Raw genomic sequence first — 25,791 nt, forward strand, 5'->3', positions numbered from 1 at the left:
TTCAGTGATACTGCGCCCTGCTTACCCAATGCCTGCCCGCTTGGCAAAGCCTTGCGAAACGCATAAGTGAGAGCCATGGCAAAGAACAGACTCCACGAAGGCTCCGGCCCCTCTCAGCGCCAACTGCGCGTTGGCGAACTGATCCGTCGCACCTTGTCCGAGGTTTTGGCCCGGGGCGACGTGCACGATCCTGACCTTAATCGCATGTCCATCACCGTCGGCGAAGTGCGCACATCCCCCGATCTCAAGATCGCGACGGCCTATGTTCTGCCACTGGGCGGCAAAGGTCGCGATGAAGTGGTCGCTCTGCTGGCACGCAACAAAGGCGAACTGCGCCGCGTGATCGGCAAAAAGACCGGCCTGAAATACGCGCCTGATCTGCGGTTTCAGCTGGATCACACGTTTGACCAGATGGATGACACCCGGCGCATGCTGTCCGAAGACCGGGTCCGGCAGGACACTGACGACCAGTGAAACCTGTCACGTTCGCCCTGACACTCCTGACCTTTCTGGCTCCGCAACTGGCCTATGCGGTCACGTGTCAGGATACTGAATACCTAGGCAATTCTTACACTGTGTGCGAGGTGGACGCGGCCAGGGAAGATCTGCGCCTGTTTTTGAAAGATGACAGCGGCGATGTGCTGGGTCAGTTTTCAAGGGTCGCGCGCGCCTTGCCTGAGACACAGGTTTTGTCTTTCGCAATGAACGCGGGCATGTACCACCCTGACCGTGCCCCGGTTGGACATTATGTCGAAGACGGTCAACCTGTCGCACGTCTGTTGACAGGTGCGAGCAAGGGCAATTTTGGCCTCTTGCCCAATGGTGTTTTTTGCATTCGCCCGGATCGCGCGGACGTGTTTGAAACGCTGCGCTTTGAGCGCGAAGCACCCGATTGCCGTTTTGCAACACAGTCCGGGCCCATGCTGGTGATTGACGGCGAACTGCACCCGCGGTTTCTGCCAGACGGCACATCGCGCCATGTGCGCAATGGCGTCGGTACCAGCGATGACGGGCAACGGGTGGTGTTTGCCATTTCCAACAATCGGGTCACGTTTCACGAATTCGGTAGCTTTTTTCGCGATGCTTTGAACAAACCAAACGCGCTGTTCTTTGATGGCAAGGTCAGCCGCTTGCACGCGCCCCAGATCGACCGGTCGGATGCCGGGTTCTGGATGGGGCCTATTGTTGGCGTCGTCACGGCAGACTGAAAACCCGTCAAATCCACCGATTTGCGACCACCAACCCGGCTCCTGGAAATTGACAGCCCGCGCCCGATCCGCTACCCCGCCGCCTTCACCTTCAATTACGGGCACACAACATGGCACGCAGACGCAAAGGCCGCGATATTTCCGGCTGGCTGGTTATCGACAAACCCGCAGGCATGACCTCGACCTCTGTGGTCAACAAGGTCCGTTGGGCCATGGATGCCAAAAAGGCTGGCCATGCAGGCACGCTCGACCCGGACGCAACCGGCGTTTTGGCCATCGCCCTGGGCGAGGCAACCAAAACGGTGCCCTATATCACAGACGCGCTGAAGGCCTATCAGTTCACTGTGCGACTTGGACAATCGACCAATACAGATGACGCCGAAGGCGAGGTTATTAACACATCTGACCAACGCCCCACTGATGATCAGATAAAAGACGCGCTGGGTCAGTTTGTTGGTGACATCCAACAAGTGCCGCCCAAATTCTCGGCCGTGAAAATCGACGGACAGCGCGCCTATAAACTGGCGCGCGATGGCGAAGAAATCGAACTTGCCGCGCGGCCGCTTTGGGTCGAAGAACTGATCATGACCGACCGCGAAGACGCCGATCACGTGACGCTGGAAATGACCTGTGGCAAAGGCGGCTATGTACGCGCGATTGCCCGTGATCTGGGCGCCGCACTTGGGTGTTTTGGCCATGTCCGTGAATTGCGCCGCATCTGGTCAGGTCCGTTTGACGCGGACAAGGGCCTGACGCTCGAACAGGTCGAAGCCATGGCGAAATCGCCCGATCTGGACAGCCATCTCATGCCACTTGAACAAGGGTTGATCGAACTGCCCGAAGTCAAAGCGACGGCGCAGGGTGTTGTGCGGTTGCGCAATGGCAATCCCGGTATGGTGATTGCACATGATATCGAATACGGCGATGAATGCTGGGCGTCCTTTGACGGTCAGGCCGTCGCGGTTGGCGTCTATAAGGCAGGTGAACTGCATCCAAGCCGCGTTTTTGTTCTGCCCGACGCATGATTACCCGCCGGTTTCAGAAAGAGGATGCTGCGTCTTCGGCGATTTACTCTGACTGTGAAACCTATCGCTATGCGCTGACCCGCATCTGGGAACCGAGCGGCAAACGTGTGCTGTTCATCATGCTGAACCCTTCAAAAGCCACAGAACGGCAGAACGATCCCACCATTGAACGTTGTGAACGGCGCGCACGTGCACTTGGGTTTGGAGCATTCCGGGCGGTCAATATCTTTGGCTTGCGGGAAACCGATCCGCGCAAGCTGCGCGTGCATCCTCAGCCCGTGGGGCCGGACAATGATACAGTTATTGCAGAAAGCTGCCTTTGGGCGGATACCATCATCGCCGCGTGGGGCGCACATGGCGATCATCACCGGCGCGGTTACGACATGCGCGATGTTTTGCGCACCACACAGCGCCCGATTCATCACCTTGGCCTCACCAAACACGGCCACCCGCGCCACCCGCTTTACATCGCCTATGCCCAAACTCCGGCGCTCTGGAATCTGGACGATGCAACCGATCCACGTTAACCACTGACGCCGTCAAAGATTGCCTAAATACCGGATTCGTGCGGTAATACCCGTGGGTAAGTGTGGAGTAATGGTGCGATGTTTTTTCTCGCGGGAATTTTGGGCCTGATGGCCGGAGCAGCGGCATTTGTTGCAATTGACGGTTCTGACGACGGTGAGGATGCACCCTCAGAAGAACAGGAAACCTCCGTAGAAATCGCGACCACGACAGACATTCTAGAGCCATCGGAGCAACCGGATACCGTCGATCCGGCACCTGCGGAAGTCGTCGAAGGCGATGGTGGCACATCTGACGACCCAGACCTTCGCGCCACTCATGGCGGTGTCGGCAACGATATTCTGTCAGGCACGGAGACTTCCGATTTCATCTTTGGCGGCGCCGGAAACGATCAAATCAACGGCTATGGCGGCGACGACACGCTGTCGGGCGATGACGGGCAGGACGACATGCATGGCGCCGAAGGTGACGATACATTGTCAGGCGGTCAGGGCGACGATGTTCTGCACGGCGAAGATGGCATGGATGTGCTGCGCGGTGATGACGGCAACGACAGCCTGTTCGGGCATATGCAATCGGACGACTTGCAGGGTGGTGCCGGGGATGACTCGCTGATGGGTGGCAGCGATGATGATACGTTGTCCGGGGGCAGCGGCAATGATGCGCTGCATGGCGGACATGACTACGATTACCTTAATGGTGACGCCGGGCAGGACACCTTGTTTGGTGGATTTGGCGACGATGTCGTCAATGGCCTTACCCCGGCAGACGCCGCTGACGATTCCGACTTTCTGAACGGTGGAGACGGCGAAGACACCCTGATTGGCGGGCGCGGCGACATTCTGAGCGGCGGCGAAGATGGCGATGCATTCATGCTTGGCGAATGGGATCAGGCCGGCGATGTGCTGACGGTTATGGACTTCAACCCGACACAAGACAGTCTGGTGCTGCTGTATGAAGACACCGGAAGCGACCCGAACGTGACAATAGAACCTGACACAGACACCGACGACGCGGTGCGGGTTTTTGTGAATGGAACCGAGCTTGCGTTGGTGCATGGTGGCTCTGGGCTTAACCCGACAGACATCGCGCTGATGCCGCAGACCAGCCCGGGCGCCGAAGTGCTGCACGTCTAACAAACCCGCGCAACGCGTTCCGCTCTTTCCTTTCGACGAAATTTCTCTTATATGCGCCCATCTGCTCAGAGAATCTCTGACAGATTTCTCCACGGACCCTGCTGGACGACATCCCGGCTTGTGCCCTTAACCTTCAACGCAAGGAGACCCCGATGTCGATTACTGCAGAAGACAAAGCACGCGTAATGAGCGAATTCGCAACCAAAGAAGGCGACACAGGTTCGCCCGAAGTTCAGGTTGCCATTCTGACCTCGCGCATCAATACCCTGACCGAGCACTTCAAAACCCACAAAAAAGACAACCACGGTCGCCGTGGTCTGTTGAAGATGGTTGCTCAGCGCCGCAAGTTGCTGGACTACCTGAAAGGCAAAGAAGAAGCCCGTTATCAGGACCTGATCAAACGCTTGGGCATCCGCCGCTAAGCCACGTTCAGACAGTTATTCAAAGAAACGCCCGCTCAATCGAGCGGGCGTTTTCTTTTGTCAGGTCGTGTGAAGGAAAGCGGCAGCGTTAGTTGGCCGCTGTTTCCAACACGGGCTGTTCCGCTGCCTTAATCACGGCTGCCACACGTTGTCCAATCTCGCGGCTGCCTTTGACGGACGGGTGGATCATATCCATCGCATGATAAGACCGGTCTCCGGTTGGCACCATATCGGCCAGCGACACAAAGTGCATTTCAGGAATGATATCCGCCAGCTTGGAAATCCGGGCCTCCAGCGCGTCACCATCGTCACGGCAGCCTTCGATTGGCGACCATGCGCCGGGGCTGCGCAAATATCCGACATACACAATCTGCACGCCTGTTTTACGCAAGCTGTCCACCATGTGCGGGATTGCGCCCTTGCGACCATCCGCCGAGATCATCCGGTCCATCCGGTTGTCACAGGCGCCACATCCGCAACCCATCCACAAATCGTTACCGCCGCCATTCAGCACAACCCAATCCCAGTCACCCTTGCGGTACTGATTGGCGATCTTCATGCCCATCGCGCCGGAAATTGGCAGCTTGTAAATCACCCGCGCCCCGCTGATCGAATGGTTTGAAACCGGCTCGTTCAGCTCCCGCGCCACGGAATCGGCAATCGATCCGCCGGTCATTGTGTGCCACGCCATCAAACTGTCGCCCATCGCCAAAATCCGCGGCGTTGCATTGCGGCTGACCTCTGGTGTCGACATTGCCGACATCGCAGGCGCAGTTTCATTGCGGGAAACGGTATTGGAACAACCTGCCACAGACAGAATTGCCAAAGCACAAATGGTAAAAAGAGTTTTCATGTATCGACTGCTCTCAACATTGGGGGCGTCGCCTCGTGACGCGGTTCTTATTTTTGCCAAACCCATTGCCCCCAACGGTCCGACCCTTAGACACAGTATTGCCCCATTTCTGACAAATTGCCACAATTTCGTCGTAAACAATCTGTTGCCAGAACGAAGATGGCCAAGATATCGGCCCTATTCATGCACGAACACCCCCCTTTTCGACATCCAAAAAACCCTATTTCCAAAGGGGGTAATTTCCTATATGGCCCGATGATCTGAGACGATGTGCCCTGACCCTCGCACGCGGATCAACGATGAAGAGGGGTCGGCGGCAATGGGGCCGCCATTGAAACGGGAGACCCGGGATACGCCTGGGAGTGCTCCCAACTAGGAAAAATTGATGTTTGATGTAACGACAAAAAGCATGCAGTGGGGCGAAGAAACGCTCACACTGGAAACGGGTAAAGTTGCCCGTCAGGCCGACGGCTGTGTAATCGCCACTTTGGGCGAAACATCCGTGATGGCCGCAGTGACCTTTGCGAAGGCGCCGAAACCCGGTTTCGACTTCTTTCCGCTGACGGTTCACTACCAAGAAAAATACTACGCTGCTGGTAAAGTACCCGGCGGCTTTTTCAAACGCGAAGCACGTCCAACTGAAAAAGAGACGCTGACCGCACGTTTGATCGACCGCCCGATTCGCCCCTTGTTCGTCCCCGGCTTCAAAAACGAAGTTCTGGTGATGTGCACCGTGCTCAGCCACGATCTGGTCAACGACCCTGACATGGTTGCGATGATCGCCGCTTCGGCCGCGCTGACCATTTCCGGCGCTCCGTTTATGGGCCCGATTGCTGGTGCGCGCGTTGGTTTTGAAGATGGCGCATACGTTCTGAACCCAACCGTCGACGACATGCAGGACCTGCGCAACAATCCTGACCAGCGTCTGGACCTTGTTGTTGCCGGCACCAAAGACGCCGTGATGATGGTTGAATCCGAAGCTTACGAGCTGGACGAAGCCGAAATGCTGGGTGCCGTGAAATTCGCCCACGAACAGATCCAGCCAGTGATCGACCTGATCATTGATCTGGCCGAAGACGCGGCGAAAGAGCCGTTCGACTTCCAGGCACCAGATTACAGCGATCTGTACGAAGCCGTAAAAGCTGCCGGTGAAGAGAAAATGCGCGCTGCATTTGCTTTGACGGACAAGCAGGAACGCACCGCAGCTGTATCTGCAGCACGTGACGCGATCAAAGAAGCGCTGAACGAAGACCAGCTGGCAGACAGCAACCTCGGTTCGGCCCTGAAAAAGCTCGAAGCAGGCATCCTGCGCGGCGACGTTGTTAAAACCGGTACACGCATCGACGGTCGTAAAACCGACGAAGTGCGTGACATCGTGTGTGAAACTGGCCTGCTGCCACGGACCCATGGTTCTGCCCTGTTCACCCGTGGTGAAACACAGGGTCTGGTTGTGACCACATTGGGCACCGGCGACGATGAACAGATCATCGACGCGCTGCACGGCAACTTCCGTTCTAACTTCCTGCTGCACTATAACTTCCCACCCTATTCGGTTGGTGAAGCTGGTCGCGTGGGCCCTCCCGGTCGTCGTGAAGTAGGCCACGGTAAACTGGCATGGCGCGCGCTTCAGGCGGTTCTGCCTGCTGCGACTGACTTCCCCTACACACTGCGTGTTGTATCGGAAATCACCGAATCCAACGGCTCTTCGTCGATGGCTTCTGTCTGCGGCGGCTCGCTGTCGATGATGGACGCAGGTGTGCCTCTGAAAAACGCCGTTGCCGGTGTGGCCATGGGTCTGATCCTGGAAGACGACGGTTCATATGCAATCCTGACCGACATCCTGGGTGACGAAGATCACCTGGGTGACATGGACTTCAAAGTGGCAGGTACCGAAAACGGCATCACGTCGCTACAGATGGACATCAAAGTTGCAGGCATCACACCAGAAATCATGGAGAAAGCCCTGGCTCAGGCCAAGGACGGACGCATGCACATTCTGGGTGAGATGAACAAATCGATCACTGGCGCTGCTGACTTCTCTGTGCACGCGCCACGAATCGAAACTATGCAGGTTCCAACTGACAAGATCCGTGAAGTGATCGGCTCGGGTGGTAAAGTGATCCGCGAAATCGTCGAAGTGTCGGGCGCCAAGGTCGACATCAATGACGATGGCATCATCAAGATCGCGTCGCCAAATGGTGACTCGATCCAGAAAGCCTATGACATGATCCACGCAATTGTGGCCGAACCCGAAGTGGGTCAGGTCTACAACGGTAAAGTGGTCAAGATCGTAGACTTCGGTGCGTTCGTGAACTTCTTTGGCAAGCGCGACGGTCTGGTGCACGTTTCCCAGATCGAAAACCGCCGCCTGAACCATCCTTCGGATGTTCTCAAAGAAGGTCAGGAAGTAAAAGTTAAACTTCTGGGCTTTGACGACCGTGGCAAGGTACGCCTGTCGATGAAAATCGTCGATCAGGAAACCGGCGAAGAAATCCCTCAGCAGCCACGTGAGAAAAAGAGCGAGGACTAAACCTCTCTTTCGATCACATTCGATCAAAACCCCGGCAGTAACCTGCCGGGGTTTTTTGATTCCACTGACTCTGCCGATGATTGTGTTAGGCTGAATATGAGTATGACTCACATCTTTGACGGAGACCTAAAATGCAACGTAAAAAAGCCAGTGATTTTGATCCGCATATTCTTGAGCTTTATGACGGTTACGTCCACGGCAAGCTGACCAAGCGCGAATTCCTGCGCGGAGCTGCTCAGTATACCGCCGCCGGGGTCGGGGCCGCCGCAATCCTGCAAAGCCTGCAGCCCAATTACGCGCTCGCACAACAGGTTGCCCCTGACGATTCCTCGATTGAAACGATGATTGCGGAATATGAAAGCCCGGAGGGCCACGGCACAATCAAGGGGTTGATGGCAAAACCCGCAGGCGCAACCGGCAAACTGCCCGCCGTGCTGGTCGTACACGAAAACCGCGGCCTGAACCCCTATATAGAAGATGTGGTCCGTCGCACTGCCAAGGCCGGTTTCCTCGCGTTTGGCCCAGACGGGCTGACCCCGCTTGGCGGCTATCCGGGCACCGATGACGAAGGCCGGACCATGCAGAAAGAACTGGACCGCGCCAAACTAATGGCCGATTTCTTTGCTGCCTTTGAATATTTGGTGAACCATGATAGTTCGACCGGCAAAGTGGGCGCCGTCGGCTTTTGCTATGGCGGCGGCGTATGCAATGCGCTCGCGGTGGCCTATCCCAATATGGGCGCCTCGGTGCCGTTCTATGGCCGCCAACCATCAGCTGAGGACGTGCCCGCCATTCAGGCCCCGCTGTTGATCCACTATGGTGCGCTGGACAAGCGCATCAATGCAGGCTGGTCCGCATATGAAACCGCGCTTAAGGACAATGGCAAATCCTATGAGACCCATATCTATGAGGACGCCAACCACGGGTTCCACAACGACACGACACCCCGCTATGACGAGGCCGCAGCCACTCTGGCCTGGGACCGCACAATTGCTCATTTCTCCAAACATCTGAGCTGATCTTACCGACCCCGCGGCCAACGCGGGGTCGCATGTATCCGACGCACCCTGCATATGGGCAAAAAATGCGTCCAGTTTCTGTGGGCCGCCGTATACTCGGAAACACCCGGTCCAAAGAAAGCGCGCCTCATGCACCCTCGATTGTCATCCTTCCCAAAACCCGGCTCGCTTTTGGCCGTGATCTCAGGTCTTGGCCTGATGCTGGCCGCAAGCTGTGCAATATCCGACGACGCCGGTCCCGCCATTGGCGACGGCGTGAATGACCTGCCGATTTTTGACGCGCATATTCACTACAAGGAACCTGCATGGGGGCCTTACCCGGTGGCCAGCGTCATCGAAATGATGGATCGCAACGGTGTGGCCATGGGCCTTGTGTCCTCAACACCCGACGAAGGCACGATAATGCTCTGGGAATACGCGCCCAACCGGATCGTTCCAGAGCTGCGCCCGTATCACGGCGACTATGGGTCGCAAAACTGGACCCGCATGCAGGATATGAACAAATATCTCAAAGGGCGGCTGGACAAGTATCCGCACGAGGGCATCGGAGAATTCCACATCCACCGGCTCAACACCGACGATGCGCCGCTGTTTCGCGAGATCATTCAGATGGCAAAACAGCGCGATATCTTCCTGCATGTGCATTCCGGCACCGAACCCATCCGCTGGCTTTACTCTCTGGACCCGGACGTCAAGATTATCTGGGCCCATGCCGGACTTGGGGAAAAAGCGACCAACGTGCATGAGCTGATGTCCGATTACCCCGCGCTTCTGGCGGATACCTCGCTCAGGGAATACGCCATTTTGGGCGGCGGCGGCGCACTGGACCCGCAATGGCGCGAAATCCTGTTCGATTTTCAGGATCGGCTGATGGTGGGCAGCGACACTTGGGTCAATGGCCAGTGGGACAATTACGACGAGATCATCGCATCCAACCGGCGTTGGTTGTCCCAATTGCCGCGCGAAGTGGCGGAAAAAATAGCGTACCGCAACGCAGAACGCGCCTTTGGTCGCAAGATTTCAATGGAACAGATAGGAACGCGGTAACCGGTCAGCACGTGATGGCCACGCGCTGACCGACACGGGATTATGCAGGCAGCTTGGTCATACGCAGATATGGGAAATGCGTGGTAAACTCGCCGTATTTCGCCTTGGCATCGTCATCGCTCACAGCCACCGGGATCACCACATCACCGCCGGGTGTCCAGTTCGCTGGTGTTGCGACATTCTCTTTGGCCGCAGTCTGCAATCCGTCCAGCGCGCGCAAAACTTCGGCAAAGTTGCGTCCAACATTCATCGGATACGTCATCGACAGCTTCAACTGTTTGTCTGGTCCAATGATAAACACGGTACGCACGGTTGCGCTGTCTGCCGGGGTACGTCCGTCCGGCAAATACGCCTCGGCTGGCAACATGTCGAAGGCTTTGGAGACTTCCAGCCCTTCATCCGCGACAATCGGGAACCCGGCCGACGTGCCAGCATAAGTTTCGATATCGCCCTTCCAGCCCTTGTGATCTTCGACCCCATCCACCGAAACACCAATTACCTTGGTGTTGCGCGCGGCCCATTCATCGGCCAACTGCGCCACAGCGCCAAATTCGGTGGTGCAGACAGGGGTGAAGTCTTTGGGATGCGAAAATAGGATTGCCCAGCCATCCCCGATCCAGTCGTGAAATGTAATTGTGCCCTGATCCGTTTCAGCCGTGAAATTCGGAACAGTGTCATTGATTCGAAGGCCCATAGGTTTTCTCCCTTAAGTGATCCCAGAGTGTCTTGTTTCTTCAGATATGACGTCTGAATAAAATGCATAGTGTCTGCGCACAAAAAACCGCCCGAAACACGGAGGCACGCAATACAACGATCCCCAGACTACAGGTGTCTCGACTGAGTTCCAGCCTTTGTGTGACACAAATGATCTGATCAAACCCCAAGTGACGGTGCGTGACACCACTTGCGGCGTAGAAATCTCGCTGACACAGTGTTCACAGATTTTACGGAGAGCACCATGATCGACAAACGCCAGTTCTATATCAACGGCCAGTGGGTTGCCCCTGCGACCGCCAACGACCTAGACGTCATTGACCCCGCCACCGAAGAGGTGTGCGCCGTGATTTCGCTGGGCGATCAGGCGGATACTGACGCCGCCGTCGCCGCGGCCCGGGCTGCATTTGAAGGATGGGCAGATACGCCGCTGGAACAGCGTGTTGCGCTGATCAAAAAGCTGGGCGAGATCTACAATGCCCGCCGCAATGATATGGCCGAAGCCATCCGCATGGAAATGGGCGCTCCTATCGATCTGGCCCGCAGCAGCCAATGGGGCTCAGGCAGCTGGCATTTGTCCGGTTTTCTGGAAGCGCTGGAAAGCTTCGATTTTGAATCTCAGATGGGCACAGACCGTATCCGCAAAGAACCCATTGGGGTCTGCGGGTTGATCACCCCCTGGAACTGGCCAATGAATCAGGTTGTGCTCAAGGCGATCCCGGCTTTGGCCGTGGGATGCACGATGGTCCTGAAACCTTCGGAAATCGCACCGCTCTCGTCATTGGTGTTTGCAGAGATGGTGGACGAGGCCGGGTTCCCGCCCGGTGTCTTTAACCTTGTGAATGGCGATGGCGTGGGTGTCGGTTCACAACTGTCATCCCATCCGGACGTCGACATGATCAGCTTTACCGGCTCGACCCGCGCTGGCATCGCCATCACCAAAGCCGCCGCCGACACCCTGAAACGCGTCAGTCTGGAACTGGGCGGCAAAGGCGCCAATGTGATCTTTGCCGATGCCGATGAAAAGGCGGTGAAACGGGGCGTGATCCATTGCATGAACAACACGGGCCAATCCTGTAACGCACCCACGCGCATGTTCGTTGAAAAATCGCGCTACGACGAAGCCCTGGAACAGGCCCGGGCGGCTGCTGAGGCCACTCAGGTTGGGCCCACAACCGAAAGCGGGCGTCACATCGGGCCAGTGGTGTCCGAGCTTCAGTTCAACAAAATCCAGGGCCTGATCGAAACCGGCATCAAAGAAGGCGCGACGCTGCTAGCGGGCGGGCTTGGCCGCCCCGAAGGCGTCAACAAGGGCTATTTCGTGCGCCCCACCGTCTTTGCCGACGTTACCCCGGACATGACGATCTATCGCGAGGAAATCTTTGGCCCGGTCCTGTCGATCATTCCTTTTGAGACCGAAGAACAGGCCGTCGAAATGGCCAATGATACGGTTTACGGCCTGACCAACTATGTTCAGACGCAAGACGACAACAAGCGCCTGCGCATGGCGCGCAAGGTGCGTTCGGGCATGGTCGAAACCAATGGTGTTGGCCGCGTCAACGGCTCTCCGTTTGGGGGATACAAACAATCCGGCAACGGGCGCGAAGGCGGCGAATGGGGGCTCGAAGAGTTCTGCGAAACCAAATCCATTTCCGGCGTCCCGATGGGGTAACACCGCGACCCGCAAACAAAACGCCGGGGCATGCGGCCCCGGCGCATTCTTTGCGCAGGCCATGTTCGAACTGAACAACTTTGAGACTTGTGTGATATCGCCCGTCACATAACTTGCAACCCGCGCACGGGCCCACCTATTCTGGCGTCACACACTGCCACCAACTGGCCCTACATGAATGCCGCGAAAACAAGCGAGGATGGCAACAATGGAAGACCGCGTCCGCAAGGGCACATGATCCTATTCCCAAATTGCTACTATACCCAAGGAGGTCCGAGTTATGGACGGTACTCTCAATGAAAACGACCTCAGCAAGGTCGTAAACGCCGACAAAGCCCACGTTTGGCATCACCTTGTTCAGCACAAACCCTTTGAAACCGGTGATCCACGCATCATCATCGAAGGCAAAGACATGCGCGTCTGGGATCAGAATGGCAAAGAATACCTCGACGCGGTGTCTGGTGCAGTCTGGACCGCAAATGTTGGCTATGGCCGTGAACGTATTGCCAATGCGGTGCACGCCCAGCTGATGAAGCTCTGCTATTTCGCCAATACCGGCGGGTCCATTCCCGGCGCGCTCTATGCGGAAAAGCTGATCAGCAAAATGCCCGGCATGAGCCGCGTGTACTATACAAATTCCGGCTCTGAGGCGAACGAGAAAGCCTTTAAGATGGTGCGCCAGATTGCGCACAAGAAATATGGTGGCAAGAAAACCAAAATCCTCTACCGCGATCGGGATTACCACGGATCGACCCTGGCGGCGATGTCTGCTGGCGGACAAGACGAACGCAACATGCAATATGGCCCCTTTGCGCCTGATTTCGTACGGGTGCCCCATTGCATGGAATACCGCAAAGACGAACTTGGCCTTGGCCATCTGTCGGGCCGTGAATTTGGCATCGCTGCGGCCAATCTGATCGAAGAGGTCATCCTGCGCGAAGGCCCCGATACGGTTGGGTCGCTGTGCCTTGAACCTGTGACCGCCGGTGGTGGCGTGATCGAACCGCCCGAAGGGTATTGGGAACGGGTTCAGGAGATTTGCAAACAGTATCAGGTCCTGCTGCATATCGACGAAGTTGTCTGCGGCATCGGGCGCACCGGCACACATTGGTTCGGCTATCAGCATTATGGCGTCAAACCCGATTTCGTATCGATGGCCAAAGGCGTTGCCTCGGGCTATGCCGCCATCGCTTGTATGGTCACCACCGAAGAGGTCTTTGAGATGTTCAAGGCCGATCCATCGGACAAGTTGGACCATTTCCGCGATATCTCTACCTTTGGCGGCTGTACGGCTGGCCCTGCGGCAGCGTTGGAAAACATGGCCATTATCGAAGAAGAAGGCCTGCTGGAAAACTGCACCAAAATGGGCAACCACATGAAGGCAAATCTCCACGCCTTGATGGAAAAGCACGACGTCATCGGTGACGTGCGCGGCAAGGGGCTCTTCCTTGGGGCTGAACTGGTCAAAGACCGGGAGACAAAGGAACCCGTTGACGAAGCGCAGGTTGGCGCCATCGTTGCCGATTGCGGCGCGCAGGGCGTGATCATTGGCGCCGCCAACCGGTCTATCCCCGGGCGCAACAACGTGTTGTGCTTCTCTCCGGCCCTGATCGCAACCGCGGATGATATCGATGCCATTACCGACGCGGTCGACAAAGCGCTGACCAAGGTGTTTGGCTAACCCCTAACCACAGTTCCGGTTGAGGCCCGCGGCCTCAACCCGCGCCGCCTGGCCTCTCCGCGGGGGCGGGCGGCGCGTCTGCTTAAGCGAGATATTCCATGTGGCCTGAACCGCTCTTTCTATCTGGAAACCATGTGCGACTCGAACCGCTTTCCCAAGCCCATGCGTTGGACTTGGCCAAGGCAAGCGCGGATGGGCACCTGCATGAATTGTGGTACACATCCATACCTGCGCCAAGCGACGTGCCTGCCGAAATCGACCGCCGCCTCGGGCTTCTGGACGCAAAATCCATGCTCCCTTTCGCGGTGCTCGACACCGAAGGTCAAGCGGTCGGCATGACCACATTCATGAATATTGATCCGGTCAATCGGCGGCTGGAAATCGGATCGACATGGTACCGAAAATCAGTTCAGCGCAGCCCCGTAAACACAGAATGTAAGTTCTTGTTGTTGCAGCATGCTTTTGAAAAACTCGACTGCATCGCCGTGGAATTCCGCACGCATTTCATGAACCAGCAATCACGTCGCGCGATCGAGCGTCTTGGCGCGCGACTGGATGGCGTGTTGCGCAGCCACACACGCATGGCAAATGGGTCACTGCGCGACACGGCGGTGTATTCAATCCTGTCGCACGAATGGCCAGCCGTGCGCGCAGGGTTGGAACTCAAGCTGAAAAACCACCCCACCAAATAGACCAGATTGCACGCCGATTAAGTCCAGTGTAACGTTTCGACATGGCAATTTCCGTTGAAACTTTCTTTCTGTCTCCCAGCCATCAGGGCACACTTCAGGCCCGAATTCAGCAGATGATTGCCGAAGGCATCCTGTCGGGACAATTCCGCAAAGCCGAAAAGCTGCCCTCAAGTCGCCGCCTCGCGGCGCATCTGGGCGTCAGCCGGATCACAGTTACTTTGGCCTACACCGAATTGCTGGCAAATGACTACCTGACCTCCAAAGGGCGCTCCGGTTATTTCGTCTCGCAGAACGCCCCGGTGCCCCCTAGCTTTTCACCACCAAAGAAAAGCGAAGACACTGTCGACTGGTCGCGCGCGCTCGGGCGTCGCTTTACAGGGGGCAACACGCTGCAAAAGCCGTTGGATTGGGCCAGATACCGCTATCCTTTCGTCTACGGTCAAACGGACCCGACATTATTTGACCACTCAAACTGGCGCCTGTGCGCGCTTCAGGCGCTTGGCCAAAAAGACTTTACCGCCCTGACCGCCGATTATTTTGATCAGGACGACCCCCGTCTGGTCGAATTCATCGCCCGCAACACCCTGCCCAGACGGGGTGTAAAAGCGCGACCCGAACAAATTCTGATAACTTTGGGCGCTCAGAACGCGCTTTGGATTGCCGCGCAAATCCTGCTGACCCAGCGACGCACGGCCGCCATCGAAGACCCCTGCTATTATGCGTTGCGTGAAATTCTTCAGCTGTCACGTTGTCATGTTGCGCCCATCCCGGTTGACCGGGACGGATTGAAAACAGACGACATTCCCGACAATACCGACGTTATCTTTACGACCCCCAGCCACCAATGCCCGACCAACGCCACCATGCCCATGGACCGGCGCAACGCATTGCTGCAACGGGCCCGCGACATTGACGCGCTGGTGGTCGAAGACGATTACGAATTCGAAATGTCTTTTCTGAATGCCCCCACACCGGCGCTCAAATCGCTGGATACGGATGGCCGCGTGATCTATGTCGGCAGCTTTTCAAAATCGCTGTTTCCCGGGTTGCGGCTTGGTTATCTGGTTGGTTCTGAGGCTTTTATTCGCGAAGCTCGCGCGCTGCGTGCCAGTATCCTGCGCCACCCGCCCGGACATATTCAGCGCACCACCGCCTATTTCCTGTCCCTTGGATATTACGACGCTTTGATCCGGCGCATTCGCATTGCCTTGGCGGAACGGCGCACGGTGATGCAGGACGCCCTCGACAAACACGGGCTCAGCGTGGCCGGACAAGGCAAGTTCGGCGGGTCTTCTTTCTGGATGCAGGCGCCGGAGGGGTTTGATGCTGATGACGTCGCCAATCAACTGCGAGCGCAAAGTGTTCTTATCGAGCCGGGCCGTCCGTTTTTTCATGGCGATGACAAACCCACGCGGTTCTATCGGCTGGGCTATTCGTCAATTCCGGCCAGCCGTATTCCCGAAGGCGTGGCCAAGATTGCGCAAGTTTTCAACGTCTGAAAATTCTGGCTCTATCCGGGCTTTCATTCTGGCCCTAACCGCGCGGCACTCCCCCCCCTAATTTCAGCGCAAAACGCCCATGGGCGCATCAGGAGTGATTCACATGAAAATGACAACCGAAGAGGCGTTCGTCAAAACGCTGCAAATGCATGGTATCGAGCACGCTTTTGGGATTATCGGATCGGCCATGATGCCCATCTCCGACATTTTCGAACCGGCGGGCATTACATTCTGGGATTGCGCCCACGAAGGCTCCGGCGGCTTCATGGCCGACGGTTACACCCGCGCCACCGGGAAAATGTCGATGATGATCGCCCAGAACGGTCCCGGCATCACCAATTTCGTAACGGCCGTTAAAACCGCCTACTGGAACCACACGCCACTTTTGCTGGTCACGCCGCAGGCTGCCAACAAGACTATGGGCCAGGGTGGGTTCCAGGAAATGGAACAGATGCGCGCCTTTGCTGATTGCGTCTGTTATCAGGAAGAAGTCCGTGATCCCTCTCGCATGGCCGAGGTTCTGAACCGTGTGATCATGCAGGCTCATCGCAATTCGGCCCCGGCGCAGATCAACGTACCTCGTGATTATTTCACGCAAGTGATCGACATCGATCTGCCTGCAATTGTTGGGTTTGAGCGTCCAAGCGGCGGCGAAGCAGCTCTGGATCAGGCCGCCGCACTGCTGAGCAGCGCCAAGTTCCCGGTCGTCCTGAACGGCGCTGGTGTGGTGATTGGCGGCGCGATCCCGGCGTCTATGGCTTTGGCCGAACGTCTGTCTGCACCGGTTTGCTGCGGCTACCAGCACAACGACGCCTTCCCGGGATCACACCCGCTTTTTGCTGGCCCACTCGGCTATAACGGCTCCAAAGCCGGCATGGACTTGATCTCCAAGGCCGACGTTGTTCTGGCGCTCGGCACCCGTCTGAACCCATTTTCAACCCTTCCCGGCTATGGTATCGACTATTGGCCCACTGACGCCAAAATCATTCAAGTCGACATCAACCCGGACCGGATTGGCCTGACCAAAAAGGTCGAAGTCGGTATCGTCGGTGACGCCAAGCAAGTGGCAAGCTCGATCCTGGACAAGCTGTCCGGCACAGCGGGCGACGAAAATCGCGACGCACGCCTGAACCTGATTTCGACCACCAAATCCGCATGGGCACAGCAGCTGTCGTCGATGGATCATGAAGAGGATGACCCCGGCACCACCTGGAACGAACGCGCGCGTGGCGCCAAACCTGACTGGATGAGCCCCCGCATGGCGTGGCGCGCAATTCAGTCGGCCTTGCCCCGCGAAGCCATCATCTCGTCTGACATCGGCAACAACTGCGCGATCGGCAACGCCTATCCGTCCTTCGAAGAAGGTCGCAAATACCTCGCCCCAGGCCTGTTTGGGCCGTGTGGCTATGGCCTGCCATCGGTTGTCGGCGCCAAGATCGGCTGCCCTGATGTACCTGTTGTTGGATTTTCCGGTGACGGCGCGTTTGGCATCGCCGTCACAGAACTGACCGCCATCGGGCGCAAAGAATGGCCCGCGGTGACACAGATTGTCTTCCGCAACTACCAGTGGGGCGCGGAAAAGCGCAACTCGACCTTGTGGTTTGACGACAACTTCGTCGGCACCGAATTGGACACACAAGTGTCTTATGCCGGCATCGCGCAGGCTTGCGGTCTTAAAGGTGTTGTCGCCAAGACCATGGACGAATTGACTGCTGCCTTGGCACAAGCCGTCGAAGATCAGAAAAACGGCATCACCACACTGATCGAAGCCATGATCAATCAGGAGCTTGGCGAACCTTTCCGGCGCGACGCGATGAAGAAACCGGTTGCCGTGGCAGGTATCGACGCCGCTGATATGCGCCCGCAATCGGGCAGCTGATCCATTGCAGCCGCTCCGGCAAATCCTTGGCGCTGCCAGCGGCTCTGACAAAATCATCGCCCTTTCCGAGGGCGATGATCCCCGTGTTGTTCAGGCAGCGCTGTTGGCGCGCACTGAAAACGCCGCCAAAATCCTGCTGGTCGGCACACGCACAATTATCCTAAAGCATCTGTCGGATAACGGCGTCACCACTGCCGAAATCGCGGATGAGATTGAAATTCACGATCCCGCCTCCAGCCCTTTGACCAATGAATTCCGCGCCGCGCTGGTGTCGTTGCGTGCCCATAAGGGCATGACAGCGCAAGACGCCGAACCTCTGATCCGAAACCGTCTGATCTTTGCCGCGCTTCTTGTCCAACAGGGCTATGCCGACGGCACGGTCGGCGGCGCCGTTGAAACAACGTCCGACACTGTGCGTACAGCCCTTCAGATTATCGGCAAAGCACCGGGCACAAATCTGGTCTCAAGCTTTTTCCTGATGCTCTATTGCGAGGACCATCACGCCGTCAAAGGCGCGCATATCTTTGCCGATTGCGGATTGGTCGTCGACCCGGATGCCAGCGAAATGGCCGAGATCGCCCGCGCGTCTGCCGCGTCTTATCAGGCACTTGTCGGTGCGCCTGCGCGCGTGGCGATGCTATCCTTTTCCACCGCTGGCAGCGCGGAACATCCCAAAGTGTCCAAAGTTGTGCAGGCCACACAAATGGTCAAGGCCGCCGATCCCGACATGATCATTGATGGCGAAATTCAGTTCGACGCCGCCTTTGTGCCCGAGGTCGCGGCCTCCAAGGCCAGCAGTTCAGCCCTGCAAGGCGCGGCGAATGTGTTTGTGTTTCCAAGCCTGAATGCGGGTAATCTGGGATATAAAATCGCACAACGCATCGGCGGCGCAACTGCGATTGGTCCAGTGTTGCAGGGGCTGGCCAAGCCCGCAAACGACCTGTCCCGTGGCTGCGACGCCGAGGACATCCTGCATATGATAGCCGTCACCGTCGCGCAATCCAACGCGCTATCTCAACGGCAAACTGCATGATGGTGGACACGCAAATATCCGCAATACCGTCAGCTCAAAGCGAGCGTCACAACCGTCGCGTCGACAATGTCGTCAACCGTCGCACCACGGCTCAGATCACAAACCGGTTTGCGGAACCCTTGCAATATCGGCCCCAACGCCTGTGCATCGCCCAGCGCAACGGCCAGCTTGTAAGCGATATTGCCTGCATCAAGCGATGGAAAGATCAACACATTGGCATCGCCCGCGCCAGCGCCTTTGCGCTGGGCGATCTCGGGGATCAGGGCCGCATCGCCCTGAACCGGACCCAAAAAACCGGTACGCTCGGCCACCTGTCGCACCACATCAACGCTGTCGCCCGCCCCGGAGTTCATTGTCGAGAACGACAACAGCGCCACGCGTGCCTCTCCCAAAAGCGCTTGTCCCGTGGCGTGCGAACTGCGCGCAATCGAGGTCAGCACATCAGCGTCAGGGGCAACATTCACGGCGCAATCGGCAAAGATCAGGGCGCGTTCATCCGGGAACAACATCAAAAAGAAGGAAGATGGCACGCTGACCCCATCAGCCAGACCAATCGCCATCGACGCGGCCTCGATAACACGGCGCGACGGCGCAACAGCACCGGCCACCATGGCATCCGCTTCGCCCGCCGCGACCATGGCGGCCGCCCGATACAGCGGCTTGGTCACCAGCCTGCGCGCAATCCCTTCCTTCATGCCACGCGTTTTGACCAGCACCTCTGCATACTGGTCCGTGTCATCGCCCAGACATATCGGCTGACACAGCCCGTCACGCGCCAGTTTTTCCATGGCTTGCGCAATGCGCGGCTCTTCGTGCTCGGGAAACACCACCCGGGCATTTTGGGCAGCAACCTTATTCGACAACAATTCCGTGATACGCATGTATACCTCCGTATACGCAACAGGAGCCACCCGTGACCGAAAACGTCAAGATCAACCGCGGCCTTAAAGGCATTTATTTCGAACGTTCCGGCGTCAGCCACATCGACGGCAGCAAAGGGGAACTCAGTTATCGCGGATACTCTATCCACGATCTCGCCACGCATTCGACCTTCGAAGAAGTCTGCTATCTGCTCATCCACGGGGAGTTGCCGACCGAGGGCGAACTGGCCGCATTTGACGCTAACCTCAAGGCGGCCCGCACATTGCCCGAGCCGATCTTTGACATCATCCGCGCCACGGCTGACGGGCACCCGATGGACGTTCTGCGCACCGCCGTGTCTGCCCTTGCTGCGCTGGAACCAGGCAGCCATGAGACCGGCGAGGCTGCGTTTCTTTCCAATGGCATACGTCTGACCAGCCAGGTGCCGATGATCATCGCGGCACACGAAAACATCCGCAACGGGCGCGCACCAATGCCTGCGGACCCGGCTCTCAGCCACGCGGCCAACTGGCTCTGGATGCTCAAGGGGGAAAAGCCGTCCGAAGATGCCGCGCGGCTGGCAGATGTCGACTTTATCCTGCATGCCGAACATGGCGCCAACGCGTCTTCCTTTGCGGCCCGTGTCACCATTGGCACGGAAACCAACCTGCATGGCGGCATTGTCACCGCGCTGTCGACGCTGGCCGGTCCGGCCCATGGCGGTGCTGCCGAAGACGTGATGAAAATGGTGCACGACATCGGCAGCCCGGACAAAGCCGCCGATTATGTCAAAGCAAAACGCAAGAATCGCGAGGCGGTCACAGGATTTGGCCACCGCGTGTATCGCGCCGAAGATCCGCGCGCGCGTCACATGCGCGAAGGTGTGCGCAAACTGGGCGCAGAGATGGGCGCGCCGGAATGGTACGAAATCCTGCAAGCCGTTGTGGATGCGATGAAACCCTATGCCCGCCACGGGCTGAACGTGAATGTCGATTTCTATTCCGGCGTCATTTACCAGCTGCACGGCATCCCTATGGACCTATACGTGCCAATTTTCGCCATCGGTCGTATGCCCGGATGGATCGTGCAATGCGTCGAACAGCAACGCGGCAACATCCTGATCCGTCCGCTGACATTGTACAACGGCCCGGAAATGCGCGCGTATATTCCATTTTCAGAACGATAGCGTTCCAATATTTCGCTTTACCTCGGGATAATTTCCCGGTGAACTCTGTCTGACTGACCTCGCGCGCGAAAGAACGATAATGACCTTCCAGCAACCCAAGCTAGACACTTCGCCCCCTGTTTCGGACGAAGTCCGCCAGACAACCTGTTACATGTGCGCCTGTCGCTGCGGCATCAATGTGCACATGAAGGACGGCCCGGATGGCAAAAAACAGGTCGCCTATATCGAAGGCAACCGCGACCACCCCGTCAACAAAGGTGTGCTATGCGCCAAGGGGTCGGCGGGCATCATGCAGGTCAACGCGCCCTCTCGGCTGAAAAAGCCTCTGAAACGCGTCGGACCGCGCGGGTCGGGCGAATACGAGGAAATCAGCTGGGAAGAGGCGCTCAGCACGGCGGTCGGATGGCTGACCGAGCTGCACGAAACCGCACCGCACAAGCTGGCCTTTTTCACCGGACGCGATCAGTCACAGTCCTTCACCTCGTTCTGGGCACAGCATTTCGGCACCCCGAACTATGCTGCGCATGGCGGATTTTGCTCGGTCAACATGGCGGCCGCCGGGATTTACACCATGGGCGGGGCGTTCTGGGAATTTGGTCAGCCGGACTGGGACCACACCAAATTGTTCATGATCTTTGGCGTTGCCGAAGACCATGACAGCAACCCGATCAAGATGGGGCTGGGCAAGATCAAGGCACGCGGCGCCAAGGTGATTGGCGTCAACCCTGTGCGCTCTGGCTATAACGCAATCGCAGATGAATGGGTTGGCATCACGCCCGGAACTGACGGGCTCTTCATATTGGCTCTGGTGCACGAGCTGATGAAGGCAGGCAAAATCGACCTGCATTATCTGGCGCAATACACCAATGCTGCGGTGCTGGTGGATGGCGACACCGGTCTGTTGCTGCGCGATGACGACGGCAAACAGCTGGTGATCGACCGCACAACCGGCAAACCGACCCCGTTCGACCAGAAAGGCGTGCGCCCCGATCTGTCCGGCAGCTATCGTCACGCGGGCACCACACACCGTACGGTCATGGCGTTGATGGCCGAAAAATACCTTGATCCGCAATACGCCCCCGAGGCCGTGGCCGAGCGTTGCGGCATCCCGGCAGACAAGATCCGCAAGATCGCTGCGGAACTGGCCCGCGTCGCTTTTGAAGAGGCATTCGAGCTGGATCAGGAATGGACCGATTTCCGGGGCGAAACCCACAAAACCATGACGGGTCGCCCGGTCAGCTTTCATGCGATGCGCGGAATTTCGGCCCACTCGAACGGTTTCCAGACCTGTCGTGCGCTGCACGTACTGCAAATCCTGCTCGGCACAGTCGAGGTTCCCGGCGGCTTCCGCTTTAAACCGCCCTATCCCAAACCGGTCGAAGCCCACCCCACGCCACACGGCGAACGCCACCCCGGCAAGGCGCTGGCCGGGCCGCACCTTGGGTTTCCACGCGGACCAGAAGACCTGTTGCTGGATGACGACGGCAAAGCACAACGCATCGACAAGGCCTTCACATGGGAAAATCCGATGTCGGTGCACGGCCTGATGCACATGGTGATTTCCAACGCCCACGCTCAGGACCCATACCCGATCGACACACTGTTCATGTACATGGCCAACATGTCCTGGAACTCGTCGATGAACACATCCGGCGTGATCAAGATGCTCACCGATCGCAACGACGACGGCGGCTATCGCATTCCCCGTATCATCTATTCCGATGCCTACAGTTCGGAAATGGTCGCCTATGCTGACCTGATCCTGCCCGACACCACCTATCTGGAACGCCACGACTGTATCTCGTTGCTGGACCGTCCGATTTGCGAGGCAGACGCCGCCGCCGACGCGATCCGCTGGCCTGTGATCGAACCTGATCGCGACGTGCGCGGTTTCCAGTCAGTGCTGATCGAGCTGGGTGCCCGCATTGGGCTGAAAGGTTTCCTGAACGAAGACGGCACTCCGAAATGGAAAGACTACGCCGACTATATCGTCAATCACGAACGCCGCCCGGGTATCGGCCCACTGGCCGGGTTCCGCGGCCAAGACGGTGATCAGGCTGGGCGCGGCGCCGTCAACCCCGAACAGCTTGATAAATATATAGAAAACGGCGGGTTCTTTGTCGAACATATCCCCGCCGAAGCGCAATATATGAAACCCTGGAACGCCGCCTATCAGGACTGGGCGGTTGGCATGGGCATCTACGACGCCCCCCAGCCTTACCTGTTTCAGCTTTATGTCGAACCCATGCGCAAATTCCAACGTGCCGCCGAAGGTCATGGCGACCGTCAGCCGCCAGACCACCTGCGCGACCGCCTGAAACACGTGATGGACCCGCTGCCAATCTGGTACGAACCGCTAGAGGATGCCAGCGTGGACGCGTCGGAATTCGATGTGCACGCCCTGACGCAACGCCCCATGGCCATGTATCACAGCTGGGGCACCCAGAACGCCTGGCTGCGTCAGTTGCACGGGGAAAACCCGCTTTACCTGCCCACCAAGCTTTGGAAAAAACATGGGTTTACCGAAGGCGACTGGGCGCGGGTCACATCCGTACATGGTGAGATCACAGTGCCTGTGGCACATCAGGCCGCACTGAATGACAACACCGTGTGGACATGGAACGCCATTGGTAAACGCAAAGGCACGTGGGCCTTGTCCGAAGACGCCCCCGAGGCGAACAAAGGCTTTCTGCTCAACCATCTTATTCACGAGCTTTTACCGCCCAAAGGTGACGGCTTGCGATGGGCCAATTCAGACCCGATCACCGGACAAGCCGCTTGGTTTGACCTGCGCGTCAAACTCGAAAAGGTTGCGGCGCCGTCCGAGGCGCAGCCGGTCTTTGCTCCGATCACATCGCCGGTCAAACAGGGCCCGGACGAGCTGAAATGGAAGGTTGGCAAATGATCCTCGCGCACCTTCCCGCCCGCTCATCCTTGCAAACTGACCGACATGTTTTGGTGGCGCAAAACAGAACCGATGCAATACCGACGCAATACCGACGTAATACCGAGGGCCAAAAATGACCGATCTGCCGTCTCAAACGACCCGCAAACTCGGCCTTGTGATCGACCTCGATACTTGCGTCGGCTGTCATGCCTGTGTGATCTCCTGCAAAGGCTGGAACACAGAAAACTATGGCGCACCCCTGTCGGATCAACGCCCCTATGGCGAAGAACCCATGGGGACGTTCCTGAACCGGGTACACAGCTACGAGGTTCAGCCCGAGACCGGCGCGGCCCAGACCGTTCATTTTCCAAAGTCTTGTTTACATTGCGAAAAAGCGCCCTGCGTGACCGTCTGCCCAACGGGTGCCAGCTATAAACGCGTCGAAGACGGGATTGTGCTGGTCAACGAAGACAGCTGCATTGGGTGCGGCCTGTGCGCGTGGGCCTGCCCTTACGGCGCCCGCGAAATGGATCAGGCCGAAGGCGTCATGAAAAAGTGCACGTTGTGCGTGGACCGGATTTACAACGAAAACCTGCCCGAGGTGGACCGCGTTCCCTCATGTGTACGCACCTGCCCCGCCGGCGCCCGCCACTTTGGTGACCTTGGAGACCCGACCAGCGAAGTCTCGCAACTTGTTGAAAAGAGAGAGGGTTTTGACCTGATGCCCGAGCTTGGCACAGCCCCGGTAAACAAATACCTGCCGCCGCGGACCAAAGACAGCTGGGACGATCAAAGCCTTCTGGCACCGTTGCTGGAACCCGTCGCAAGCGAGGCAACAGGCTTTCTAAGCTGGCTCGACAAGACGCTCGATAAACTGCCTGGAGGGACCGCCTGATGCATCCAGCACCTTCAGTTATCGTTTTCACAACGCTTTCCGGGTTAGGCTTTGGTCTGCTGTTCTGGCTTGGCATTGATACATCTCCGGCAACCGGGCTGATCGCATTCGTTTTCTTTGTCATCGCCTTTGCGCTGGCGGTTGGCGGATTGGTTGCCTCGACATTTCACCTCGGGCATCCCGAACGCGCGATGCGGGCGTTGACCCAGTGGCGCACCAGCTGGCTCAGCCGCGAGGGTGTTTGTGCCATTGCCGCGCTTGTCGTCATGGGGCTTTATGCGGCTGCCCTGATCTTTGCCGGGGCGCATATCGCCTTATTGGGCTGGCTCGGAGCATTGTTGTGTCTAGCAACCGTGTTCACCACGTCGATGATATATACCCAACTGGCGACCATCCCACGCTGGAACACGCCGCTGACCCCGGCCTTGTTTCTGGCGCTGTCGCTTGCCGGTGGTGCACTGTTGTCTGGGCGCATCACTATGGCTCTCGGGCTGCTGTGTCTTGCCGGTGTCATTCAATTGGGCTGGTGGATACGCGGTGACACCGCGTTTGCGAATTCAGGCACCGATCTGGGCACTGCCACAGGGTTGGGGGACCGGGGCGAGGTCCGCTCGATGGCACATCCGCACACGTCACCAAACTATCTGATGCGCGAATTTGTCTTTGTCGTGGGCCGCAAACACGCTCTCAAACTCAGAGTAATTGCCCTGAGTCTGATGATCGTCTTGCCGGTTGTACTGCTTTTGGCGCCATTCCATCACGTTCTGGCCGTGATCGCCGTGCTCAGCCATCTGGCGGGCGTAGCCGTGTCGCGCTGGTTGTTCTTTGCCCAAGCAGAACACACCGTCGGGCTCTATTACGGAATGCGATAAAAAAACGGGCCGCATTGGCCCGTTTTTTAGATTTTTTTCAGTGTATTAGCTCTGTGTATCGTGCAGATAGTCCACCCAATGTGGTACTTTCTCGTTTGATCTGAACGCCAGTGCAACAGCGCGGAACGGCGACAGAAGAGCCATAATTGTGAAAG

22 protein-coding genes are annotated in these 25,791 nt (G+C 57.6%); 19 read left to right on the top strand and 3 right to left on the bottom strand.

All coding sequences use genetic code 11. The features are described 5' to 3' along the window. Positions 1-75 precede the first annotated feature (75 nt). The 6 genes from rbfA (at position 76) to rpsO (ending at position 4,316) form a co-directional block, all read left to right on the top strand. Positions 76-474 carry a 30S ribosome-binding factor RbfA gene (rbfA, locus tag ABJI08_RS12050; protein WP_348402088.1) on the top strand — a complete coding sequence of 133 codons (399 nt, stop codon included), beginning with the start codon at positions 76-78 and terminating at the stop codon, positions 472-474. Further along, positions 471-1,208, top strand: a complete 738-nt coding sequence (locus ABJI08_RS12055; protein ID WP_348402089.1) for a phosphodiester glycosidase family protein — start codon at positions 471-473, stop codon at positions 1,206-1,208. Before rbfA ends, ABJI08_RS12055 begins: the two co-directional genes overlap by 4 nt. A gap of 110 nt (positions 1,209-1,318) precedes the next feature. Continuing rightward, positions 1,319-2,233: a tRNA pseudouridine(55) synthase TruB gene (truB, locus tag ABJI08_RS12060; protein ID WP_348402090.1), complete on the top strand. Its 915-nt coding sequence runs from the start codon at positions 1,319-1,321 to the stop codon at positions 2,231-2,233. Next, positions 2,230-2,760 (top strand): DUF1643 domain-containing protein, encoded by a 531-nt coding sequence (locus ABJI08_RS12065; protein WP_348402091.1) that lies wholly within the window; start codon positions 2,230-2,232, stop codon positions 2,758-2,760. The genes truB and ABJI08_RS12065 overlap by 4 nt, the downstream gene beginning before the upstream one ends. A 78-nt stretch (positions 2,761-2,838) precedes the next feature. Next, positions 2,839-3,894 carry a calcium-binding protein gene (locus ABJI08_RS12070; protein WP_348402092.1) on the top strand — a complete coding sequence of 352 codons (1,056 nt, stop codon included), beginning with the start codon at positions 2,839-2,841 and terminating at the stop codon, positions 3,892-3,894. 152 nt (positions 3,895-4,046) lie between these two features. Further along, a complete protein-coding gene (gene rpsO, locus ABJI08_RS12075) occupies positions 4,047-4,316 on the top strand; it encodes a 30S ribosomal protein S15 (protein ID WP_348402093.1) in 270 nt (89 codons plus the stop codon). An 88-nt stretch (positions 4,317-4,404) separates the two neighbouring features. On the opposite strand, the gene ABJI08_RS12080 is transcribed toward rpsO, so the two are convergent. After that, positions 4,405-5,169 carry an SGNH/GDSL hydrolase family protein gene (locus tag ABJI08_RS12080; protein ID WP_348402094.1) on the bottom strand — a complete coding sequence of 255 codons (765 nt, stop codon included), beginning with the start codon at positions 5,167-5,169 and terminating at the stop codon, positions 4,405-4,407. Between the two features lie 385 nt (positions 5,170-5,554). Here ABJI08_RS12080 and pnp point away from each other — a divergent pair, with 385 nt between their 5' ends. The 3 genes from pnp (at position 5,555) to ABJI08_RS12095 (ending at position 9,765) form a co-directional block, all read left to right on the top strand. Continuing rightward, positions 5,555-7,699 (top strand): polyribonucleotide nucleotidyltransferase, encoded by a 2,145-nt coding sequence (pnp, locus tag ABJI08_RS12085; RefSeq protein ID WP_348402095.1) that lies wholly within the window; start codon positions 5,555-5,557, stop codon positions 7,697-7,699. A gap of 131 nt (positions 7,700-7,830) precedes the next feature. Next, positions 7,831-8,718, top strand: coding sequence for a YghX family hydrolase (gene yghX, locus ABJI08_RS12090; RefSeq protein ID WP_348402096.1), 888 nt, complete (start codon positions 7,831-7,833; stop codon positions 8,716-8,718). Between the two features lie 129 nt (positions 8,719-8,847). Continuing rightward, positions 8,848-9,765, top strand: a complete 918-nt coding sequence (locus ABJI08_RS12095; RefSeq protein WP_348402097.1) for an amidohydrolase family protein — start codon at positions 8,848-8,850, stop codon at positions 9,763-9,765. 40 nt (positions 9,766-9,805) lie between these two features. On the opposite strand, the gene ABJI08_RS12100 is transcribed toward ABJI08_RS12095, so the two are convergent. Continuing rightward, on the bottom strand, positions 9,806-10,459 hold the full coding sequence (locus tag ABJI08_RS12100; RefSeq protein WP_348402098.1) for a peroxiredoxin: 654 nt from the start codon (positions 10,457-10,459) through the stop codon (positions 9,806-9,808). Positions 10,460-10,723: 264 nt separating this feature from the next. On the opposite strand from ABJI08_RS12100, the gene ABJI08_RS12105 reads away from it, so the two are divergent. From ABJI08_RS12105 to pta, 6 genes are all read left to right on the top strand, one after another. Then, entirely contained in the window at positions 10,724-12,151 is a 1,428-nt protein-coding gene (locus ABJI08_RS12105) for an aldehyde dehydrogenase family protein (RefSeq protein ID WP_348402099.1), read from the top strand. A 280-nt stretch (positions 12,152-12,431) separates the two neighbouring features. After that, positions 12,432-13,832, top strand: coding sequence for an aminotransferase class III-fold pyridoxal phosphate-dependent enzyme (locus ABJI08_RS12110; RefSeq protein ID WP_348402100.1), 1,401 nt, complete (start codon positions 12,432-12,434; stop codon positions 13,830-13,832). Between the two features lie 98 nt (positions 13,833-13,930). Then, positions 13,931-14,524: a GNAT family protein gene (locus ABJI08_RS12115; RefSeq protein WP_348402101.1), complete on the top strand. Its 594-nt coding sequence runs from the start codon at positions 13,931-13,933 to the stop codon at positions 14,522-14,524. Between the two features lie 41 nt (positions 14,525-14,565). Next, entirely contained in the window at positions 14,566-16,023 is a 1,458-nt protein-coding gene (locus ABJI08_RS12120) for a PLP-dependent aminotransferase family protein (RefSeq protein ID WP_348402102.1), read from the top strand. Positions 16,024-16,126: 103 nt separating this feature from the next. Further along, positions 16,127-17,902, top strand: coding sequence for a sulfoacetaldehyde acetyltransferase (gene xsc / locus ABJI08_RS12125; protein WP_348402103.1), 1,776 nt, complete (start codon positions 16,127-16,129; stop codon positions 17,900-17,902). A 4-nt stretch (positions 17,903-17,906) separates the two neighbouring features. Beyond that, a complete protein-coding gene (gene pta, locus ABJI08_RS12130; protein WP_348402104.1) occupies positions 17,907-18,935 on the top strand; it encodes a phosphate acetyltransferase in 1,029 nt (342 codons plus the stop codon). Positions 18,936-18,964: 29 nt separating this feature from the next. On the opposite strand, the gene ABJI08_RS12135 is transcribed toward pta, so the two are convergent. After that, complete coding sequence (locus ABJI08_RS12135) at positions 18,965-19,816, bottom strand: phosphate acyltransferase (protein WP_348402105.1); 852 nt, start codon at positions 19,814-19,816, stop codon at positions 18,965-18,967. Positions 19,817-19,848: 32 nt separating this feature from the next. Here ABJI08_RS12135 and ABJI08_RS12140 point away from each other — a divergent pair, with 32 nt between their 5' ends. The 4 genes from ABJI08_RS12140 (at position 19,849) to ABJI08_RS12155 (ending at position 25,636) form a co-directional block, all read left to right on the top strand. Beyond that, positions 19,849-20,982: a citrate/2-methylcitrate synthase gene (locus ABJI08_RS12140; RefSeq protein WP_348402106.1), complete on the top strand. Its 1,134-nt coding sequence runs from the start codon at positions 19,849-19,851 to the stop codon at positions 20,980-20,982. Between the two features lie 79 nt (positions 20,983-21,061). Continuing rightward, complete coding sequence (locus ABJI08_RS12145) at positions 21,062-23,887, top strand: molybdopterin oxidoreductase family protein (protein WP_348402107.1); 2,826 nt, start codon at positions 21,062-21,064, stop codon at positions 23,885-23,887. A 115-nt stretch (positions 23,888-24,002) separates the two neighbouring features. Continuing rightward, positions 24,003-24,764: a 4Fe-4S dicluster domain-containing protein gene (locus tag ABJI08_RS12150; RefSeq protein ID WP_348402108.1), complete on the top strand. Its 762-nt coding sequence runs from the start codon at positions 24,003-24,005 to the stop codon at positions 24,762-24,764. Continuing rightward, positions 24,764-25,636, top strand: a complete 873-nt coding sequence (locus ABJI08_RS12155; protein ID WP_348402109.1) for a DmsC/YnfH family molybdoenzyme membrane anchor subunit — start codon at positions 24,764-24,766, stop codon at positions 25,634-25,636. The genes ABJI08_RS12150 and ABJI08_RS12155 overlap by 1 nt, the downstream gene beginning before the upstream one ends. Positions 25,637-25,791: the final 155 nt, after the last annotated feature.

This window comes from Shimia sp. (genome assembly GCF_039969785.1).
Lineage (GTDB): Bacteria > Pseudomonadota > Alphaproteobacteria > Rhodobacterales > Rhodobacteraceae > Shimia.

Coding starts and splice junctions, on each gene's coding strand:
- ABJI08_RS12135 (WP_348402105.1), bottom strand. CDS start 19,816: ATGCGTATCACGGAATTGTTGTCGAATAAGGTTGCTGCCCAAAATGCC.
- ABJI08_RS12080 (WP_348402094.1), bottom strand. CDS start 5,169: ATGAAAACTCTTTTTACCATTTGTGCTTTGGCAATTCTGTCTGTGGCA.
- rbfA (WP_348402088.1), top strand. CDS start 76: ATGGCAAAGAACAGACTCCACGAAGGCTCCGGCCCCTCTCAGCGCCAA.
- ABJI08_RS12100 (WP_348402098.1), bottom strand. CDS start 10,459: ATGGGCCTTCGAATCAATGACACTGTTCCGAATTTCACGGCTGAAACG.
- ABJI08_RS12110 (WP_348402100.1), top strand. CDS start 12,432: ATGGACGGTACTCTCAATGAAAACGACCTCAGCAAGGTCGTAAACGCC.
- ABJI08_RS12155 (WP_348402109.1), top strand. CDS start 24,764: ATGCATCCAGCACCTTCAGTTATCGTTTTCACAACGCTTTCCGGGTTA.
- ABJI08_RS12115 (WP_348402101.1), top strand. CDS start 13,931: ATGTGGCCTGAACCGCTCTTTCTATCTGGAAACCATGTGCGACTCGAA.
- ABJI08_RS12120 (WP_348402102.1), top strand. CDS start 14,566: ATGGCAATTTCCGTTGAAACTTTCTTTCTGTCTCCCAGCCATCAGGGC.
- xsc (WP_348402103.1), top strand. CDS start 16,127: ATGAAAATGACAACCGAAGAGGCGTTCGTCAAAACGCTGCAAATGCAT.
- ABJI08_RS12095 (WP_348402097.1), top strand. CDS start 8,848: ATGCACCCTCGATTGTCATCCTTCCCAAAACCCGGCTCGCTTTTGGCC.
- truB (WP_348402090.1), top strand. CDS start 1,319: ATGGCACGCAGACGCAAAGGCCGCGATATTTCCGGCTGGCTGGTTATC.
- yghX (WP_348402096.1), top strand. CDS start 7,831: ATGCAACGTAAAAAAGCCAGTGATTTTGATCCGCATATTCTTGAGCTT.
- ABJI08_RS12065 (WP_348402091.1), top strand. CDS start 2,230: ATGATTACCCGCCGGTTTCAGAAAGAGGATGCTGCGTCTTCGGCGATT.
- ABJI08_RS12070 (WP_348402092.1), top strand. CDS start 2,839: ATGTTTTTTCTCGCGGGAATTTTGGGCCTGATGGCCGGAGCAGCGGCA.
- ABJI08_RS12105 (WP_348402099.1), top strand. CDS start 10,724: ATGATCGACAAACGCCAGTTCTATATCAACGGCCAGTGGGTTGCCCCT.
- pnp (WP_348402095.1), top strand. CDS start 5,555: ATGTTTGATGTAACGACAAAAAGCATGCAGTGGGGCGAAGAAACGCTC.
- ABJI08_RS12150 (WP_348402108.1), top strand. CDS start 24,003: ATGACCGATCTGCCGTCTCAAACGACCCGCAAACTCGGCCTTGTGATC.
- rpsO (WP_348402093.1), top strand. CDS start 4,047: ATGTCGATTACTGCAGAAGACAAAGCACGCGTAATGAGCGAATTCGCA.
- ABJI08_RS12145 (WP_348402107.1), top strand. CDS start 21,062: ATGACCTTCCAGCAACCCAAGCTAGACACTTCGCCCCCTGTTTCGGAC.